The organism is Neptunomonas sp., assembly GCF_016744175.1.
Lineage (GTDB): Bacteria > Pseudomonadota > Gammaproteobacteria > Pseudomonadales > Balneatricaceae > Neptunomonas.
The window spans coordinates 21,465-40,474 of record NZ_JADGEV010000007.1 but is presented as its reverse complement, the minus strand read 5'-3'; the positions used below and the strand labels follow the sequence as shown (position 1 = coordinate 40,474).

Genomic DNA, 19,010 nt, shown 5'->3' with positions numbered 1-19,010 from the left:
CATCTGGTTCATTGCTGAATCAGCATTGTATTGCTATACATAATTCATGTGCAGACTACCTTTATCAAAAAGTGAGTAGTAATCGATAAAGGTTGTTTTCCTATATCTAGCCCCCATAGTCTAATTCAGACATCGAAAAGCCTACATAAGAAGGCATCGGTGTCTGTTTTTTATATCGCACCCTGATATCTAGAGGTGCCTTGCAGAGAGGCAAAATCCATTATGGATCAGTTTGAAGCTACCGATATTATTAATGTAGAGCTTCCCGTACTGCCGTTACGTGATGTGGTTGTGTATCCGCACATGGTCATTCCACTGTTTGTCGGCCGAGAAAAATCCATTGAAGCGCTTGAAGCCGCTATGGAGTCTAATAAAGAGATTTTACTGATTGCGCAGAAAAACGCATCAGATGATGAGCCTGTTGCAGGCGACCTGCACGATATTGGTACTGTTGCCAGCGTTTTACAAATGTTGAAATTGCCCGATGGTACCGTGAAAGTTTTAGTCGAAGGTGATTATCGAGCTAGAATTATGGAGCTAGATGATTCTGATAGCTTCTTCACCGCACAGGTAAGCAGCTTACCTGTCGAAACACTGACTTCCGCTGAAAGCGAAGTGTACAAGCGAACAGCGTTAGAGCAGTTTGACCGCTTTATTCAGATCAATAAAAAAATTCCTTCTGAAGTGCTTTCATCTTTACAAAATATTGATGATATAGGCCGTTTGTCCGACACAATTGCTGCGCATATGTCGTTGAAACTAGACGAAAAGCAAAGCATTTTAGAAATGCTCGATAGCCGTCAGCGCTTAGAGCACTTGATGTCGTTAATGGAAGCGGAAATTGACTTGGTAGAAGTTGAAAAGCGCATCCGTGGTCGCGTTAAGAAGCAAATGGAAAAGAGCCAGCGTGAGTACTATCTGAATGAGCAAATGAAAGCCATTCAGAAAGAACTTGGCGATTTGGATGAAAACGGTGTTAGTGACATTGATGAGCTAAAAAACCGTATTGATGCTGCTGGCATGCCTAAAGAAGCCTATGACAAAACGCTTGCTGAATTTAACAAGTTGAAAATGATGTCGTCAATGTCCGCTGAAGCAACGGTAGTACGTGGCTATATTGATTGGATGTTACAAATTCCTTGGTCTAAGCGCTCTAAAGTGCGACATGACATGAAGCGTGCAGAGATTATATTAGATGAAGATCATTTCGGCTTAACCGAAGTGAAAGAACGTATTTTAGAATACCTTGCAGTGCAGCAACGAGTGAAGAAGCTCAAAGGTCCTATTTTATGTTTGGTTGGGCCTCCTGGTGTTGGTAAAACATCTCTAGGGCGCTCAATTGCACGTGCTACTAATCGAAAATATGTTCGCATGGCATTAGGTGGTGTTCGTGATGAGGCTGAGATTCGTGGTCATCGTCGTACCTATATAGGTTCTATGCCAGGTAAGTTGATCCAAAAAATGGCGAAAATTGGCGTTAAAAACCCTCTTTTCCTCTTGGATGAAATTGATAAAATGGGTATGGATCAGCGAGGCGATCCTGCTTCTGCATTACTGGAAGTGCTTGACCCTGAGCAGAATTCAACTTTTAACGATCATTACATGGAAGTGGACTACGATCTATCTGATGTGATGTTTGTATGTACTTCTAACTCCATGAATATCCCGGGTCCGCTTTTGGATCGTATGGAGCTTATTCGTATTCCTGGATACACTGAAGATGAAAAGTTAAATATCGCTCTTAAGTATTTGGTTCCAAAGCAAATAAAGCAAAACGGTTTAAAAGAAAAAGAAGCCAAGATTGAAGACTCTGCGATTGTCAGCTTAATTCGATATTACACTCGTGAAGCGGGAGTGCGTGGCTTAGAACGTGAGATTGCCAAAATCTGTCGCAAGGTTATTAAAACTATTGCTTTGGGCGAAGCTGATGAGCAGTTAATTATCACTGATGAGAACCTGGAACGTTTCAGCGGTGTTAAAAAGCACAGCTTTGGATTGGCTGAAGAGGAAGATTTAGTTGGTCATGTTACCGGTTTAGCGTGGACTCAGGTTGGTGGTGATATGCTGAGTATTGAAGCGACCGTTATGCCAGGCAAAGGTCGTCAGATTACGACGGGTTGCTTGGGTGATGTAATGAAGGAATCTATTTCTGCTGCGCTGACTGTTGTTCGTAGCCGAGCTAAAGCGTTGGGTATTTCTTCTACTTTTCATGAAAAGCAAGATGTGCATATTCATGTTCCTGAGGGAGCTACACCTAAAGATGGGCCAAGTGCTGGTATTGGGATGTGTACAGCGTTAGTTTCTGCTTTGACTGGAATTCCGGTTCGCTCTGAAGTTGCTATGACAGGTGAAATTAATCTGCGTGGCCAGGTGATGCCAATAGGTGGTTTGAAAGAGAAATTGTTGGCTGCTCATCGGGGTGGGATAAAAACTGTTATCATTCCTGATGAAAATCAACGTGACCTGAAAGAAATTCCTGATAATATAAAGGCCGATTTAGAAATTAAGCCGGTTAAGTGGATTGATGAAGTGCTTGACATTGCGCTTAAGTTCCAGCCTAAACCTCTGGAAGATGAGCCTGTCGAAGCGGTTTCAACAGAAAAAAAATCTGCTAAAACCTCGACAGGGCAAATAAATACACATTAATGCGAAACATAGGCAGAATCAGGCGTTGGGAGCTTGACACCTAATTCTGCCAGTTGGTATAAAGTGCGGGCTATTTGTGCTGAGCATGGACTACAGAACATAAATAATAAACGACTCGATAAAGGGGAACATCGTGAACAAGTCTGAATTGATCGACGCTATTGCAGCTTCTGCAGATATTCCAAAGGCGGCTGCAGGTCGCGCATTAGACGGTGCACTGGAAGCAGTTACTTCTGCATTGCAGAAGGGTGAGTCTGTCGCACTAGTTGGTTTTGGTACATTTTCTGTGAAAGAGCGCGCAGCACGTACAGGGCGTAATCCTCAGACAGGAAACCCGATTGAGATTGCTGCTGCAACTTTGCCAAACTTTAAGCCTGGTAAAGCGCTAAAAGACGCAGTTAATAAGTAAGGATTTGATTGCGTTAGGATCATAGTCCAAACATGGAGCGGTAGTTCAGTTGGTTAGAATACCTGCCTGTCACGCAGGGGGTCGCGGGTTCGAGTCCCGTCCGTTCCGCCACGATAAAAAGCGCATTCAGGCGAATGCGCTTTTTTTTTAATTTTAGGATTTGTTTTAGGTGAATCATGCTGCAATCCATTAGAGATAATTCGCAGAGTATTGTTGCCAAAGTCATCGTTGGTTTAATTATTGTTACCTTTGCGTTATTTGGAGTGGAGTCATTAGTCAGTCTGACCTCTGAGTCAGATGCGCCGGCCACCGTGAACGGTGAAGAAATAAGCCGTCAAGAGCTTTATCAGGCAACCGAATTACAAAGACGCCAGCTATTAACCCAAATGGGTGAAAATGCAGATCCAGCATTGCTGGATGAAGGTATGATCAGCAGTATGGTGTTAGATAGCCTGATCGAACAAAAATCTTTGCTCTTGGCAGCGAAGGATAAGAATTTGTTAATATCTGATCGCATGATTGATCAGATGATCATCAACACGGCCGACTTTCACGTAGAAGGTAAGTTTAACCGAAACCAATTTGAAGTAGCTTTGCGTAATGCCGGCTTTAGCCCGCTGATGTACAGAGACTTGCTTAGAAAAGAGCGAGTGATTGAGCAAGAGCGAAATGCGTATCAACTGTCTTCATTTACGATACCGCAAGAGTTAAAACGCATTGTTGCACTCGATCGTCAAACACGTGACATCAATTATTTTGTGTTACCACTGGCTGATGTTGCACGGCAGGTCACTGTATCTGAAGATGAAATAAAAGCTAAATATGAAAGTGAACGTAGCTCTTTAATGACATTAGAGCAGGTTGCCATTGAGTATCTCCTGTTAGATAAAAATGACTTAAGAGAAGAGGCCGAGGTATCTGGTGATGAGCTGGCATCAGAATACGACCAATATGTTGCTTCGTTCCAAGCAGAAGAAGAACGAGATGTAGCCCACATTTTAGTTGAAATTACTCCTAAACAAGATGATAGCGCTGCGTTGGAGAAAATATCCGTGCTTAAAGCGCGTATAACGGCTGGTGAAGACTTCTCTGCGGTTGCTGTTAGTGATTCAGAGGATGTTGGTTCTGCTGCTTCAGGAGGTAAACTAGGTGTTAATGGGAAGGGGGTTTTTTCCGCACCGTTTGAGCGTTCAATGTATGAGCTAGCTGTTAATGAGGTTTCTGAACCTATTCGTACAGAGTTCGGTTATCACCTCATAAAACTGAATGCTATTTCTCAAAAAGAGATAGCAAGCATTACAGAGTTGAAGTATAAGCTTACTGACGATATTTTAGATAAAAAGGTAGAAACTGCTTATGTCGAACGTCTTGAGCTTATGGCGGACGTCACATTTTCTTCTGGTGATTTAATAGAGCCTTCTGAAGTGATGGGGTTAACGATTCTTTCCAGTGAACCATTTGATCGCTCTGGTGGGAAAGATGATATTTCTAAAAACGCTAAAGTAGTTAAGGCTGCCTTTAGTAACGATTTGATTAAAGAAAAAGTAAACAGTGCTCTTATTGAATTAGATAAAGAGCGTACAGTTGTTGTACGGATTAAAACTCATTTAGAGCCTCGTGAGCAAACCTTTGAGGAAGTTTCAGTACAGTTGAAGCAGGAGCTTGTTCAACAAAAAGGTAGTGATTTGCTTGAGTCTAAAGCTCAGAACGCAGTTGAGCAGCTTATTGCAGGTGAAGCTTTTGACAGGGTAGCGGCTAGTGTTGGTGCAAAACCACAAGATAATGTAACTGTTTCACGCGCATCGTCTGACCTGCCTCAAGAAGTGCGTAACCGTACTTTTTCTTTGGTTAAACCTGTAGGTGGAAAAGTTGTAGCATCAAAAGTTGTAATGAATGGTGGCGGAATTGCTGTTGTATTACTAAATAAGGTAAATACACCAGAGATAGAGCTTTCGCAAGCTGAGTCTAAATCGATGGCTAATTTTCTTGGCGCACGTTCAGGTCAGCAGGAATACCAAGCATTAGTTAGTCAGTTGAAGAGCGCTGCAGAAATCGAGCGAAAATAGTAAATATTGAAATTAAAAAACGCACTTTAAAGTGCGTTTTTTTATGGGTGTTTTTTATCTTTTCTTGATGACGAGGCTTCCTATTGAGTACCCTGCCCCGAACGAACAAATAAGGCCAAAGTCGTTTCTGTTGAGGTCTTCATGATTCTGGTGAAATGCAATAAGTGAACCTGCTGATGCTGTGTTGGCGTACTCGTTAAGTACGATAGGGGCTTCGCTTTCACTGGCGTCGCGTCCAAGAAGTTTGCGGGTAATTAAATGATTCATATTAATGTTGGCTTGATGCAGCCACCAGCGTTGCACATTTTCAACAGAGAGGTTGTGTTGCTCTATGTGTTTTAATATATGTTCAACAGCCATAGGGCATACTTCTTTGAAAACTTTGCGCCCATTCTGATGGAAGAGAGCATCTAGAGAAAATGGATCTGTGTCGCTTACTCTGGCGGTATAACCAAAATTTGACCGAATGTTGTTTGAGAAAACCGTTGCAGCTTTTGTACTAAGGATTTCGTAACTGTGCTCTGAATGGCAGGTGCTTGAATCTTCAATAATGGTTGCTACTGCAACATCGCCAAAAATAAAGTGGCTATCTCGGTCGCAGTAATTGACTTGGGGGGATGTTAGTTCAGGATTAATGACTAACACTGCTTTGGCTGTACCAGCCTTGATCATTTCGTAGGCTCTATGCAGGCCGAACGTTGCTGAGGAGCAAGCAACTTGCATATCAAACCCAAACCCCTGAATACCTAATTCATGTTGGACCTCGATAGCAATCGCTGGATAAGCACGTTGTGTGTAGGAGCAAGCAACAATGACAGCGTCGATCTGATCTGCTGATTTGTTGGCAGATATTAGGGCCTTATGTGCAGCGGCCAGTGCTATCTCTGCTTGAACAGATAATTCGTGGTCGGCTCTTGCTGGGATACGAGGGCGCATGCGAGAAATGTCTAAAACACCATCTTTACAATAGGCGAATCGACGTTTGATACCCGATGCTTTTTCTATAAACTCTGCAGTAGATAAAGGCTTGGCATTTATATCGCCGGCTTGGATTGCATCGAGATGCTCAGTGTTGAAGGCGTTAGCCCAAGCGTTATAGGCCGTAACCAGCTCTTCATTTGTGATCGTATTTTCAGGAGTCCAAAGACCGATACCGCTAATGACAGGATTTTTCATGGCATATACTTCGTTAAATAGGGGCTATTAACAACAGTATAGACAAGAAAAGTTCTACGAATAAAGGGAAAGCGGTGTTGAACAGGTGTAGGCTCGGGGCCAAGGAGGCCCCAAAATAGTATTATTTAGTGATGAGCATGTCGGCCATTAATGATTTTTGGAAGCTCTAAATGTAGTAGTGTTTTAAATTTTGACACTGTAGACGTGTATAGTTCGCCTAAGTATTCACTACGCAGTTGATGCGCTTGGTTAATGTAATAAGCCGTATCAAGGTTGCCGTCTTTATCTGTGTGGAGTTCGATTTCGTTGCTCATATGTTTCTCACTTAGATCGCTTGGTATTAATTAATGTGCTTATACTAAGGTCTGAATAGAAGTTGCACAAACGATCAATTTTCATCAGAATGATGAGAAAAATTCACTAAAGAGGTGTTTGTTATTAGACGCTTGCCCCCACTCAATTCTGTACGTATTTTTGAAGCAGCGGCCCGTAATGAGAGCTTTGTAGCTGCTGCTGAAGAGCTTTCAGTAACCGCTTCGGCCGTTAGTCATCAAATTAAAACACTTGAGCAGTTCTTAGGTTTGGTGTTGTTTCGAAGGAATAAAAGAAAAGTTGAGTTGACTCCGGTGGGAGAGCAATATCTTGTATCTATTAAATATGCATTGGATGAAATAGAAGTTGCGACTCAGCGTTTAACGGCGAATCCAGAAACAGATATTGTAACAATCAGTGTAGCGCCGAATTTTTTAACTCGATGGCTGATGCCTAGAATGCAACGCTTTCAAGAAAGATTTCCTGATGTGGAGCTTCAAATAAGTGCGTCGACTGGGCTAATTGATTTTAATAAATCAAATACAGATATGGCTGTCTATTTTGGTCATGGTGAATGGCATGATATTGAAGTTCACTTTCTAAGGAAGGTCTTACTTGTGCCTGTTTGTAGTCCCGCATTAATAAAAAATGGACGCCCATTGGCTAAACCAGAAGATTTACGAAAACATACTCTTATTCAGGTAAGTAAGCGCCTTTATGAGTGGCAAGAGTGGTTACAACTTGCCGGTGTTGAATACCTTGGTTTTGGTAGAGGGCTGCAGTTATCCAGTAGCCAGTTAGCCACCGCGGCAGCTCAAGAGGGGCTTGGTGTAGCACTGGCCGACAGTACGTTAACCTCAAGAGAGATAAATGAAGGAAAGCTAATAATGCCATTTGATATTATGTTGAATACACAAAAGTCCTTCTATCTTGTCCATCAAAAAAATAGGCCTTTAACGTATGGCATGCGTGCATTTAAGGATTGGGTTATTGAAGAGATGCACAAAAGTTGTGTGTAATTTTCTTGAAAATCGAATGTGCCTGTAAAAATATAAGGGTTGATTATGCAAACAATTGGGTTGTTGGGAGGAATGAGCTGGGAGAGCACGGTAAGTTATTACCAGCTGATTAATCAAGGTATTAAAAGGGAGTTAGGGGGGCTTCATTCTGCCAAAATAATTTTGAATAGTGTCGATTTTCAAGCAATAGAAGTTTGTCAGGCGCGAAATAATTGGCAAGGTGCTGCTGATATTTTGTGTAAGGCCGCCCTTAATGTGCAAGCTGGAGGTGCTGATTTTTTACTGATTTGTACTAATACCATGCACAAAGTAGCTGGAGCTATTGAGGCTGAAATTGATATTCCATTATTACATATTGCAGATGCAACCGCGCAATCGTTAGTCTCTCAAGGAGTTTCCCGTGTAGCTTTGCTGGGAACTCAATTTACGATGGAACAAGATTTTTATAAAGGGCGCTTATCTGATTGTTATGGGCTGGATGTTGTTATTCCAACGACTGCTGATAGGGCTATTATTCATGATGTTATTTATAACGAGCTTTGCAGAGGAAACGTTTTAGAAAAATCGAAGCAGGAGTATTTGAGAATAATTAATCAAATGGCCGTTCAAGACGTTGACGCTGTGATTCTAGGATGCACTGAAATTGGTTTGTTAATTAAGCAAGCAGATACATCTATACCATTGTTTGATACAACAGAGATACATGCGCAGGCTGCTGTTGCTTACGCACTAACGTCGTAGTGATGTTACTGGTCGTGTCAAAAGAGCCTAGTGTAATCTTATAAAATTGAACGGAGCATGGCGGTTTCTGCGTCTTGTATCTGTTCGGTATTTCATACAAAACTTTGCATGTTAACTATGAAATTCTAATTAAAAATCACAAATGCCACTTTTTTTACGATAAGAATCACATTCTTATCGTGTTGAGTACTTCTCTCTGCTATTAAAATTATTATCTTTTATATCAATGCTTTATGTTTATGTCATTAGGTTCTTTATAGAATGTTAATTTCACATCATTTTTTTTATTGTAAAAAAAGCTATTACACATCTTGCTTTTGTAAAAAATAATGAACACTATCTGCATAATATAAACCAAATTATTTGTTAAAAGCGGGTGTTAGTAAAAGACATCATGGCGCTATTATCAAAATCACATCGAGGCCATTGGTATGAGTAAAACAGCTTTTGTATGGGAAGACCCTTTCTTGTTAGATCAGCAGATTAGTGACGAAGAGCGAATGATTCGTGATGCTGCACGTGATTACATGCAAGGGCAGCTAATGCCACGTGTACTAATGGCAAACCGTAATGAAACATTTGATGTTGAAATCATGAAAGAGCTAGGTGAGCTAGGTTTGCTGGGCAGTACCTTACCTGAAGAGTACGGTTGTGCTGGAGCTAGCCATGTGAGTTATGGTCTTGTTGCCCGTGAAGTTGAAAGGGTTGATAGTGGTTACCGTTCTGCAATGAGTGTGCAATCTTCGCTTGTTATGCACCCTATCTATGCATATGGCAGTGAAGAGCAGCGTCAGAAGTATCTACCAAAATTAGCCAGCGGTGAATGGATTGGTTGCTTTGGCCTAACAGAACCGGATGCGGGTTCTGACCCAGCAGGTATGCGAACACGTGCAACAAAGGTTGATGGTGGATATATCGTCAAAGGTAGCAAAATGTGGATTACCAATTCACCGGTTGCACAAGTCTTTGTGGTATGGGCAAAACTAGACGGTGTTATTCGTGGTTTTGTACTCGAGAAGGGCATGAAGGGACTTTCAGCACCTAAGATTGAAGGTAAGTTCTCTTTACGTGCATCGATCACTGGTGAAATTGTGATGGAAGATGTGTTTGTTCCTGATGAAAATATTTTGCCAAACGTCTCTGGCTTATCTGGGCCATTTGGATGTCTTAACAAAGCACGTTTTGGTATTGCATGGGGCGCTCTAGGTGCTGCTGAATTCTGTTGGCAGGCGGCGCGTCAATATACATTAGATCGTAAACAGTTCGGCCGTCCATTGGCACAGACTCAGTTGGTTCAGAAAAAACTAGCAGACATGCAAACAGAGATTTCTCTTGGTCTACAGGGCTGCCTTCGTATGGGACAAATGCTGGATGCTGGAAACTGTCCTGTTGAACTAATTTCCCTGATGAAGCGTAATAACTGTGGAAAAGCATTAGATATTGCCCGTGTATCACGTGATATGCATGGTGGAAACGGTATTGCAGATGAGTTTCACGTGATTCGTCATGTTATGAACCTTGAAGCGGTCAATACGTATGAAGGTACACATGATATTCATGCGTTGATCCTCGGCCGTGCTCAAACTGGTTTACAGGCCTTTTTCTGATGAGCGGAGCCTTATCTCACATCCGTGTTTTAGATTTGAGCCGTATTTTGGCTGGCCCTTGGGCTGGCCAAATGTTGGCTGATTTCGGAGCGGAGGTGATTAAAATAGAACGTCCTGGTTGTGGCGATGATACCCGTGGCTGGGGGCCTCCTTTTATGAAGGGAAGTCAATCAGATACCAGTGATGCAGCTTACTTTCATTCCGCTAACCGCGGAAAACAGTCTGTTGCTGTTGATATTGCCTGCCCTGAAGGACAAGCCATCATCCGTGAACTTGTTAAAGTTTCTGATGTGGTGCTGGAGAATTACAAAGTTGGTGGTCTGAAGCGTTACGGGCTTGATTATGATTCATTAAAAGAGATAAACCCACGTTTGGTTTATTGTTCAATTACTGGGTTTGGCCAAAACGGTCCGGATGCTCATCGTGCTGGATATGATTTTATGATTCAAGGCATGGGCGGCTTGATGAGTGTTACGGGTGAGCCTGATGGCATGCCAATGAAAGTGGGTGTTGCTTTAGTCGATGTGATGACGGGTTTGTATGCCGCTAATGCTGTTCAAGCAGCGCTACTGTACCGGGAAGAGACCGGTGTAGGTCAATACATTGATTTAGCATTACTTGATGTACAAGTTGCAACGCTCGCTAACCAAGCGATGAACTTTCTCGCTAAAGGGGAGCCGCCTGGAAGATTGGGTAATGCTCACCCTAACATTGTTCCTTACCAGGCATTTCCTACTGGCGATGGTCATATTATTTTAGCCATAGGTAATGATCAGCAATTTCAGCGCTTTTGCGAGGTTGCGGGAAGTCCTGAGCTGCCAACAAAAGCTATGTTTAGTACTAATCAAAAGCGTGTAGAAAATAGGGGGGAATTGATTCCGCTCTTACTTCCGCTGATGTTGAAGAACAGCACACAACAGTGGCTCGAAAAATTAACAGAAGTAGGCGTACCGTGCGGCCCGATCAATACCATTGAACAAGTATTTGATGAACCGCAAATTAAGCACCGTGAAATGCAGGTTTCTCTTGCTCATCGCGATGCTGGAGAGGTCCCTTCTGTTGCTAATCCTGTGAAATTTTCTGAGACACCGATTGCGTATCATCAGGCGCCGCCTGTGCTAGGCGAGCACAGTTCTCATATTCTGGAATCTATCCTAGATATGTCGCCTGATGAAATAGAAAGTCTGTGTAATCAAGGCGTTATTCAAAGAGGTTAAGAAATGTTATCACTAAAAGACGCGAGTTTACTTAAAACGCAGGCCTTCATTAATGGTGAATGGCAGAGTGCACTAAATGGTCAGGTAATGCCTGTTTTAGATCCTGCGACGGGACAGAAAATATCTGAAGTTCCGGACATGCGCGAGCAAGAAACTCAGCAAGCAATTGCGGCGGCAGAGAAGGCTTTTCCTTTGTGGAAAGCGAAAACAGCTAAAGAGCGTTCGCTTATCTTGCGCCGTTGGTTTGACTTAATTGTTGAAGCAAAAGACGATTTGGCACAAATCATGACGGCTGAGCAAGGCAAGCCTTTGAGCGAAGCCGCAGGTGAAGTTTTATATGGCGCTTCATTTGTTGAGTGGTATGCCGAAGAAGGAAAGCGTGTTTATGGTGACTTGATTCCAGCTCAAGCGGCGGATAAACGCATTATGGTGAGTAAAGAGCCTATTGGTGTTGTAGCAGCCGTAACGCCTTGGAACTTCCCAAATGCGATGATCACACGTAAATGTGCTCCAGCTCTAGCGGCAGGTTGCACTATGGTGCTTAAGCCGGCAGAAGATACACCGTTATCAGCATTGGCTTTGATGGTACTTGCTGAGCGAGCTGGTATCCCTAAAGGGGTTATTAATGTAGTTACTACAACGCAACCTGCGGTGGTTGGTCGTGTTTTAACTGATAGCCCAGTCGTTCGTAAGCTATCTTTCACGGGCTCAACTGCTGTTGGTAAGCAGTTAATGAGACAGTGTGCTGATACTGTTAAGAAGATGTCTCTTGAGCTAGGTGGTAATGCACCGCTTATTATTTTTGATGACGCTGATTTAGATAAAGCAGTACAAGGCGCTGTTATTTCGAAATTCCGTAATGCAGGACAAACGTGTGTCTGTACCAACCGTATTTTGGTGCAGTCCAGTGTTTACGATGTGTTCGTAGAAAAGTTTAACAAAGCGGTAAATGAGCTAACAGTAGGGCATGGTTTGCAAGGTACGTTTGATCAGGGACCTATGATTAATCAAGCAGCCATTAGCAAAGTATCTGAGCTGCTGGATGATGCCGTTCAAAAGGGCGCACGATTGGTGTGTGGTGGTCAAGAGCATGCGTTGGGTGGCACTTTTTATCAACCAACTATCATCGCTGATGTAACCAATGAAATGCGTGTTGCTCGTGAAGAAATATTTGGTCCTATCGCTCCGATATTTCGTTTTGAAACCGAAGCAGAAGCTATCGCAATGGCCAATGATACTGAATACGGCTTAGCAGCTTACTTCTATGCAAACGATTTGAGCCGTGTATGGCGCGTTTCTGAAGGGCTTGAGTACGGAATGGTTGCGGTTAATGAAGGTGTTCTATCAACCGAAGTGGCTCCTTTTGGTGGCGTTAAAGAGTCAGGTATTGGGCGCGAAGGCTCACGATATGGCATCGATGAATATCTTGAAATGAAATACACCTTGCTGGGTGGCATTAATTAATAGGGAAGCTCAGAATGACAACGAATAAAGAGATGCAAGCACGCCGTGAAAGTTCGGTTGCTCGCGGTGCAGCAAATATCACTCAGTTTTACGCAGAAAAAGCAGTAAACGCTGAAGTTTGGGATGTTGAAGGCAAGCGTTACATCGACTTTGCTGGTGGAATTGGTGTTTTGAATGTTGGGCATTTGCACCCAAAAGTTGTAGCAGCTGTTGAAGCTCAGTTACACAAGCTCATGCATACTTGTTTTCATGTTATGCCATATGAGCCTTACATTGCGCTAGCTGAAAAGCTGAACGATATCACTCCCGGTAAGCATGCGAAGAAAACACTGCTGTTAAATACGGGTGCTGAGGCTGTTGAGAATGCAGTTAAAATTGCTCGTGCAGCAACAGGGCGCTCTGCTGTCATTGCTTTTAACGGTGCATTTCATGGCCGTACGATGATGGGTATGGCGTTAACGGGTAAAATTGTGCCTTACAAGCAGGGGTTTGGTCCTTTTCCTGCTGAGGTTTATCATGCACCTTATCCAAATGCGTATTATGGAGTTTCAGCGAAAGACTCACTTGACGCTGTTAAGAACTTACTGAAAACGGATGTTGATCCTGGCCGTGTAGCTGCAATTATTATTGAACCGGTACAAGGCGAGGGTGGTTTTTACCAGGCCCCTGCTGACTTTATGCAGTCTTTGCGTGCCCTGTGTGATGAACACGGCATATTGTTAATTGTTGATGAAGTTCAGTCTGGCTTTGCACGTACCGGTAAAATGTTTGCTGTTGAGCATTCAGGTGTTACGCCTGACCTTATCTGTATGGCAAAAAGTCTTGCCGGTGGTATGACATTGTCTGCTTTGGTGGGTAATGCTGAGCTGATGGACGTTCCTGGTCCTGGTAGTATCGGTAGTACTTACGGTGGTAGCCCTATGGCATGTGCAGCTGCATTAGCGACTATTGAAGTGATCGAAGAAGAAGGCTTGATTGAGCGTAGTAATGAAGTAGGAAAATTAATTACTTCTCGCTTCTTGGCTATGAAAGAAGCTGGGCTGACTTCTATTGATCATGTCCGTGCAGCAGGAGGTATGATTGCATGTGAGTTGTTTGATGAGAAGGGTGATCCAAACCCCGATTTAGCAAAACAGTTAGTAGCTAAAGCAACAGCGAATGGGTTATTGCTACTTTCTTGTGGTACTTTTGCAAACACAATTCGTGTATTAGTTCCGTTAACGGCCTCTAATGCACTAATTGAAGAGGGTTTAGATATTATGGAGCGCTGCTTACGCGAGTTGTAATGCCATAAATCTATTAACTGACGGCTGGTTTCTATTCACCAGTTGTCAGTTTTTCATTGTGCACGGAAATATTTGATATAATCCAATAAACGTAATTAATACAGGGTATTGGTGTGGATGTTGGTGAGAGATTAAAACAGATACGTAAACTTAAAGGTATTTCCCAGCGCGAGTTGGCGAAGCGTGCTGGTGTAACAAATAGCACTATATCGATGATAGAAAAAAATGGTGTCAGCCCTTCTGTTAGTTCTCTTAAAAAAATCCTAGCTTGTGTTCCCATTTCCATCGGCGACTTCTTTACAGATGAAGCAGAACCAGAGAAAGTGGTCTTTCGGGCTGATGAGCAGCCAGATGTAGGTACAGATAATGTTAAGTTGCTTTTAATTGGTGCTACGGTAAAAGAACGTACGACTAATATAATGCGCGAATATTATCCACCTGGTGCTGATACAGGTTCAGATATGTTGCAACATGAAGGAGAAGAGGGCGGTGTTGTTTTAAAAGGAGAGATTGAGCTTACCGTTGGCCATGATGTATATAATTTAAAAGAGGGAGATGGCTACTATTTTAACAGTGCCATCCCGCATCGTTTCAGAAATATGTCAGGCGAAGAGTGTCAGATTATCAGTTCTAATCCGGCTAGCTAACCTTAAAAGTTAGCTATGGGAAATTAATACAGTGTTTTGTATGTGCAAACCACTGTATTAAAAATATCGCTCTACCCCTATTTGGATATGATTATCTTTATCAAATGATGATAATAATTTGTCATCGTTTTCTGGCGAGAAAAACCTACCGTCCAGAGATATTTTCCATTTGTCACCTAATCGTCGACTGAATTCCACTTGAAAGCTCGTACTCTCGTAATCTAGATCGTAAATGATACCCGCGAGCATTTCAGTACTGGCCGTATCGTTTAAAGCTAATCGAGCACCTATAGATATGTCATTTTGGAATACGGCCGTTGCTTTCTTGCCTCGTTGGTCCCATCCATACTCCAGTAGAACGCCTAAATCAGTATTGCTTTCTTGAATGCCATAAAACGTATACTCAAAGCCTGCTTGTGCTGCCCAATAAGTGGAAGAGTCAGTATTTCGCCAGATGGTTTCTGCCTTCCACAACCAACTGTCTATTGTGGCTTGTAGATCAAGCCCAAATTGATTCATTTGCTCATAATAGGGTATGAGTACAGTTTCACTTCCTTTCAGGCCTGCTTGTAAAATAGGGTCTCTGTTGGTTCCGCGAAACCAGTGAGTCCCAATATCGAAGTCCCCAATAGAGTGGCTCCAGCGTACGGCTAAGTCTGTATGTCGTTCGTCATTAGTTGCTTCATACTGAGCTTGATCGGTATCAACAACTAACCCGGAGCGCAAGCGTCCTTTTTTGCCAGGGAATGTTTGTTCTCGAAAGCCTGGGAGTATATATAGATCAACAATACCCCAGTCTTTTACAAGAGAAAGGTTGATCATGGGTTGCCCCAGCTTATCCTCACCATCAATATCTTCAATACTGTCGCTTTGGTTAATAACATCAACGAGGTGTTGAAATTCGGTTACACCCCAGAATACTTTGCCTATACCGCTGCGTAGTTCCCAATCATCTCCTTGGTGAATCCAAATAAGCTCACGAATGTCAGCATGAGTTCGTTCATCATCATGCTGATCTAGGCGCAAAAAGGACTTAAAACTTAAAGAGTCTAAGCCATCATTCCACTGCCAGAAGAGGTCAGGTTCTATCGCTAAGGAAACATTAGCATTTTGATATTGATGTGAAAATTGTGGGCTTTCAGGAAACAGCCTTAACTCAGCTGTTGCTTTACCCGAAGCTTCAAATTCCACATTGGCGTTAACCTGAGAAGCAAATGCCAGAATGAGCCCCATGCTGCTTAATTTAATTCCATGTAGGAAATTGATGCTTCGTAGTAAAGGCATATTAACGTGCTCGTTTTAATGAATTTTTATTAAAGTCCGCATTTTTCAAACCTTCTTTGAAGCGATATTCACTCCAAATAAGATCAGTATCTTTCCGTGTTTGGTGGTTTACCATCTTCATGATGTCTGCCCGCCAATGTTTACCTAAGTATTGTTTGTAATCAACATAGGTCAATGTTTTTAAGGGTGACCCTTTTCGGTCATAAAATTCAATTTTATGTAACCTGTTTTCAGATTGGTCTATCCATGTAACACGACGTGTGTATCCAGAATACTTATCGACTGGGTATTGCTCAACCACTGAGCACTGCTCAGAACCACAAGGTTCATCCCGAAGATATTTATACGTGTACTTTTCAACTTCAAACGAGGTGAGATCTTCATAAGCAAACTCAGACCCCATAAACGGACCTGATTTGTTCCGCGAGGCGATACGTTTGACACGTTTAAGAGCGGGTAAGTACAGCCATTGGTCATCAGCCCCAACAGGATGGGAAAAGCTAAGAAATGCTGTCCCTTTCACATCAAGAGGTTTATCAAAAATACTTAAACTTTTGTCACCATCAGCTTCTTGTTCTAATGACTTTAAGCGTATTTCACGAACACTTTCTTGGCCTTGGCTGTTTCTCAAAACCATGGTCATTTGGGCTTGCATATCGCTCCACCCTTGGTCTCGCTCTTTAGTTTGTTGAGCTATCGCTAGACCTTTTTCTTCAGCCGTCTCAGCAAGCGCGTAGGAGGCTGAGCTGAGTATGATAGCGGATAGCATCCAGCTAAGTGGTTTTGGGTTAAGGTGCATCAGTTTCTCCTTGTTTAACCGTATTTGTTTCTTTGTTATCAAGTTTCATTAGTAGAGGGGGGAGGAATAAAAAATCTACTATCAGTGCGATGATTATAGTGATGGCCGTAAGTAATCCCATATCTGCATTTATTTTGAAACTGGATTGTGCCAACACCATAAAGCCAGCCACTAAAACGAGAGTGGTAATCCAAAGTGCACGGCCAACACTAGCAAAGGCATACTGGACAGCTTCTGTAGAATTTTTTCCTTTATCTACTCTAGCGTGACGGTATTTGCTAAGGAAATGAACGGTATCATCGACCACAATACCTAATGTCATACCGGCAACCACCGAGAGTGCTAACCCTACTTGCCCATCAATGAAATACCACACACCAAAGCCCATTGCTGCGGGTGCTAAGTTAGGTAGTAAACTAATAATCCCATAGCGTACAGATTTCAATGCAATTCCGAGCAATGCAGAAATCAATATTAAGGCCAGTGTTATTCCAATTAACATACTTTGAATGTTGCGCTGACCAATGTGTGAAAACATCAAGCTGGGGCTGGCTACTTGAATCTGATATTGCGGAGCATTTTTATCAAACCATTGATACAAACGTTCTTCAAACTCAACTTGTTCATTACTGGTAAGATTTTTTATCGTCGCAATGACTCGTGTAGATGACTTATCAACATTAAGTTGGTTGTTTAAGTCTAACCCATAAGGTAATGACATTTCGTATAGGAGTAGATATTGGGCCGAGAGCTCGCGGTTATCAGGAAGCTTATAGAAAGCTGGATCATCAGCATGCATGTTTTTATTAAGACGCTTAATGATATCAGTGAGCGTACTCACATGATCGGTTTCAGGTTGTGAGCGCAGCCACTCTGTAAAGCTATCAAGTGAACTAAGGTAAGAGGGTTTGTTGATACCACTGGGCTCACCCGAATTAATAGAAATCTCAATGGAGGCCATGCCAGAAAGGTTTTCTTCCATAAAGTCAGTGGCTTGGCGAAATGGGACTGATGTATCGAAGTACTTTACGAAGTTATCGTTGAGTTGATTCTGTGGTAAGAAGACTATCAAAGCGAGAATGACTGCTGTCATACTTGGTAGCAATACTTTGCGCTTTTTAATGACAAAAGCTGAGAAAGCATCCATGAGGTCATGTTTCTCTTCTTTTTTGGGCTTAACTTTTATAGGTAGCAACGTTAACAATGCAGGGAATACAGTAATAGACAGTACAAAGGCAATCATAACACCGGCGGCTACCATATTGCCTAAATCACGAAACGGCGGAGAGTCAGAAAAATTCATACTCAAAAAGCCAATCGCTGTGGTAATACTTGTTAGAAAAATAGGACCGAAGTTGACACGTAAACTTTCTCTAAGAGCAACTGGTTTTTCTTTTCCTTGTCGCAGCTCATAGAAGAAAGTGGCCAAAATATGAACACAATCAGCCACTGCAAGGGTAAGGATCATGGTGGGTGCGCTTGCAGAAGGACCCGTTAGATAAAAGCCAGTCCAGCCGGCAAGTCCCATAGTGCTCGTGATAGTAAACAAGATAATAACAACAGTTGCTATAGTCCCACTTACCGTACGTAAGAGAAATATCATGCTGAGAACAACCATACCAAACATCATTGGTATGAGTGTTTTACTATCGTTTTGAGAAGACTCTGCAAAACTGTTATTCATCATAACCATGCCCGATAAGTAAAGCTCTAAATCGGGGTTGTCTATCAAAAACTGTTGCTTCATTTCACGCACTTTAGAAACAACTTCAGGTACTTCAACAACAGGATTGATACCTGGCAAATGAACGGTTACGTTAACAACGGTTACGAGCCCATCAGGTGATATTAATTTATTTCTCATCAATGGGTCGTTGGTAGCAAGAGCCTGAAGTTTAGGCATGTCTTCTGGCGTAAGCACTGTTGGATCTAACACTAAATCTTCAACAATCAGGTCATCTTCTTCTGCGGTGGTGTACTGAAAGTTGGTAATTGAATCAACACGTGTCGAAAAGGGTACTTGCCACGACTGAAGTGTTAATTCATAAATACCAGCCAGCCGTTCTGGAGTGAAGACAGAGCCCTCTTTAGGGGTAATAATAAAGGCGACATTATCGCTTTTACTGTAGATTTTTTGCATGTCTTCAAAAGAGGTTAATTGTGGATTTTCTTCACTGAAGAATACTCGGTAATCACTTTTGAAAACTAGATTTTTAGCTCCTGCAGCTGATGCTACAACTAAAATGATGCTGATCAATAAGACCCAGATAGGGTGCTTAAGGGCAACATCAAAGACACGCTCTTTCATAATTCACTCCGTTTATGACGAACAGCCAT

General features: G+C 42.4%; 15 protein-coding genes and 1 tRNA gene. 11 read left to right on the top strand and 5 right to left on the bottom strand.

What is annotated here, in order from left to right; all coding sequences use genetic code 11:
- Positions 1-222: 222 nt before the first annotated feature.
- The 4 genes from lon (at position 223) to QZZ55_RS04480 (ending at position 5,121) form a co-directional block, all read left to right on the top strand.
- Entirely contained in the window at positions 223-2,646 is a 2,424-nt protein-coding gene (gene lon, locus QZZ55_RS04495) for an endopeptidase La (RefSeq protein WP_293265763.1), read from the top strand.
- A gap of 133 nt (positions 2,647-2,779) precedes the next feature.
- Positions 2,780-3,055 carry an HU family DNA-binding protein gene (locus QZZ55_RS04490; protein WP_028468835.1) on the top strand — a complete coding sequence of 92 codons (276 nt, stop codon included), beginning with the start codon at positions 2,780-2,782 and terminating at the stop codon, positions 3,053-3,055.
- 34 nt (positions 3,056-3,089) lie between these two features.
- Positions 3,090-3,166, top strand: a tRNA-Asp gene (locus tag QZZ55_RS04485).
- A 65-nt stretch (positions 3,167-3,231) separates the two neighbouring features.
- Complete coding sequence (locus tag QZZ55_RS04480; protein ID WP_293265761.1) at positions 3,232-5,121, top strand: SurA N-terminal domain-containing protein; 1,890 nt, start codon at positions 3,232-3,234, stop codon at positions 5,119-5,121.
- A 54-nt stretch (positions 5,122-5,175) separates the two neighbouring features.
- Here the strand turns inward: QZZ55_RS04480 and QZZ55_RS04475 are convergent, their stop codons facing one another.
- Positions 5,176-6,297: a beta-ketoacyl-ACP synthase III gene (locus QZZ55_RS04475; protein ID WP_293265759.1), complete on the bottom strand. Its 1,122-nt coding sequence runs from the start codon at positions 6,295-6,297 to the stop codon at positions 5,176-5,178.
- A gap of 125 nt (positions 6,298-6,422) precedes the next feature.
- Positions 6,423-6,611 (bottom strand): RSP_7527 family protein, encoded by a 189-nt coding sequence (locus QZZ55_RS04470; protein ID WP_293265757.1) that lies wholly within the window; start codon positions 6,609-6,611, stop codon positions 6,423-6,425.
- 132 nt (positions 6,612-6,743) lie between these two features.
- Between QZZ55_RS04470 and gcvA the strand changes: the two genes are divergently transcribed.
- From gcvA to QZZ55_RS04435, 7 genes are all read left to right on the top strand, one after another.
- Entirely contained in the window at positions 6,744-7,628 is an 885-nt protein-coding gene (gene gcvA / locus QZZ55_RS04465) for a transcriptional regulator GcvA (RefSeq protein WP_366512295.1), read from the top strand.
- Positions 7,629-7,673: 45 nt separating this feature from the next.
- Positions 7,674-8,369, top strand: coding sequence for an aspartate/glutamate racemase family protein (locus QZZ55_RS04460; protein ID WP_293265755.1), 696 nt, complete (start codon positions 7,674-7,676; stop codon positions 8,367-8,369).
- Between the two features lie 431 nt (positions 8,370-8,800).
- Positions 8,801-9,976, top strand: a complete 1,176-nt coding sequence (locus tag QZZ55_RS04455) for an acyl-CoA dehydrogenase (protein ID WP_293265753.1) — start codon at positions 8,801-8,803, stop codon at positions 9,974-9,976.
- A complete protein-coding gene (locus QZZ55_RS04450) occupies positions 9,976-11,193 on the top strand; it encodes a CaiB/BaiF CoA-transferase family protein (protein WP_293265751.1) in 1,218 nt (405 codons plus the stop codon). The genes QZZ55_RS04455 and QZZ55_RS04450 overlap by 1 nt, the downstream gene beginning before the upstream one ends.
- Before the next feature lie 3 nt (positions 11,194-11,196).
- Positions 11,197-12,657 (top strand): NAD-dependent succinate-semialdehyde dehydrogenase, encoded by a 1,461-nt coding sequence (locus QZZ55_RS04445; protein ID WP_293265749.1) that lies wholly within the window; start codon positions 11,197-11,199, stop codon positions 12,655-12,657.
- Between the two features lie 14 nt (positions 12,658-12,671).
- Positions 12,672-13,943 carry a 4-aminobutyrate--2-oxoglutarate transaminase gene (gabT, locus tag QZZ55_RS04440; protein WP_293265747.1) on the top strand — a complete coding sequence of 424 codons (1,272 nt, stop codon included), beginning with the start codon at positions 12,672-12,674 and terminating at the stop codon, positions 13,941-13,943.
- A gap of 113 nt (positions 13,944-14,056) precedes the next feature.
- Positions 14,057-14,590 carry a cupin domain-containing protein gene (locus QZZ55_RS04435; RefSeq protein ID WP_293265745.1) on the top strand — a complete coding sequence of 178 codons (534 nt, stop codon included), beginning with the start codon at positions 14,057-14,059 and terminating at the stop codon, positions 14,588-14,590.
- A 57-nt stretch (positions 14,591-14,647) separates the two neighbouring features.
- Here QZZ55_RS04435 and QZZ55_RS04430 read toward each other — a convergent pair whose 3' ends face one another.
- From QZZ55_RS04430 to QZZ55_RS04420, 3 genes are read right to left on the bottom strand one after another with little or no spacing between them, the layout of a single operon-like run.
- Positions 14,648-15,874, bottom strand: a complete 1,227-nt coding sequence (locus QZZ55_RS04430) for a hypothetical protein (protein ID WP_293265743.1) — start codon at positions 15,872-15,874, stop codon at positions 14,648-14,650.
- A gap of 1 nt (position 15,875) precedes the next feature.
- Positions 15,876-16,673: an outer membrane lipoprotein-sorting protein gene (locus QZZ55_RS04425; protein WP_293265741.1), complete on the bottom strand. Its 798-nt coding sequence runs from the start codon at positions 16,671-16,673 to the stop codon at positions 15,876-15,878.
- Positions 16,663-18,981: an MMPL family transporter gene (locus QZZ55_RS04420; protein ID WP_293265739.1), complete on the bottom strand. Its 2,319-nt coding sequence runs from the start codon at positions 18,979-18,981 to the stop codon at positions 16,663-16,665. The genes QZZ55_RS04425 and QZZ55_RS04420 overlap by 11 nt, the downstream gene beginning before the upstream one ends.
- Between the last annotated feature and the right edge of the window lie 29 nt (positions 18,982-19,010).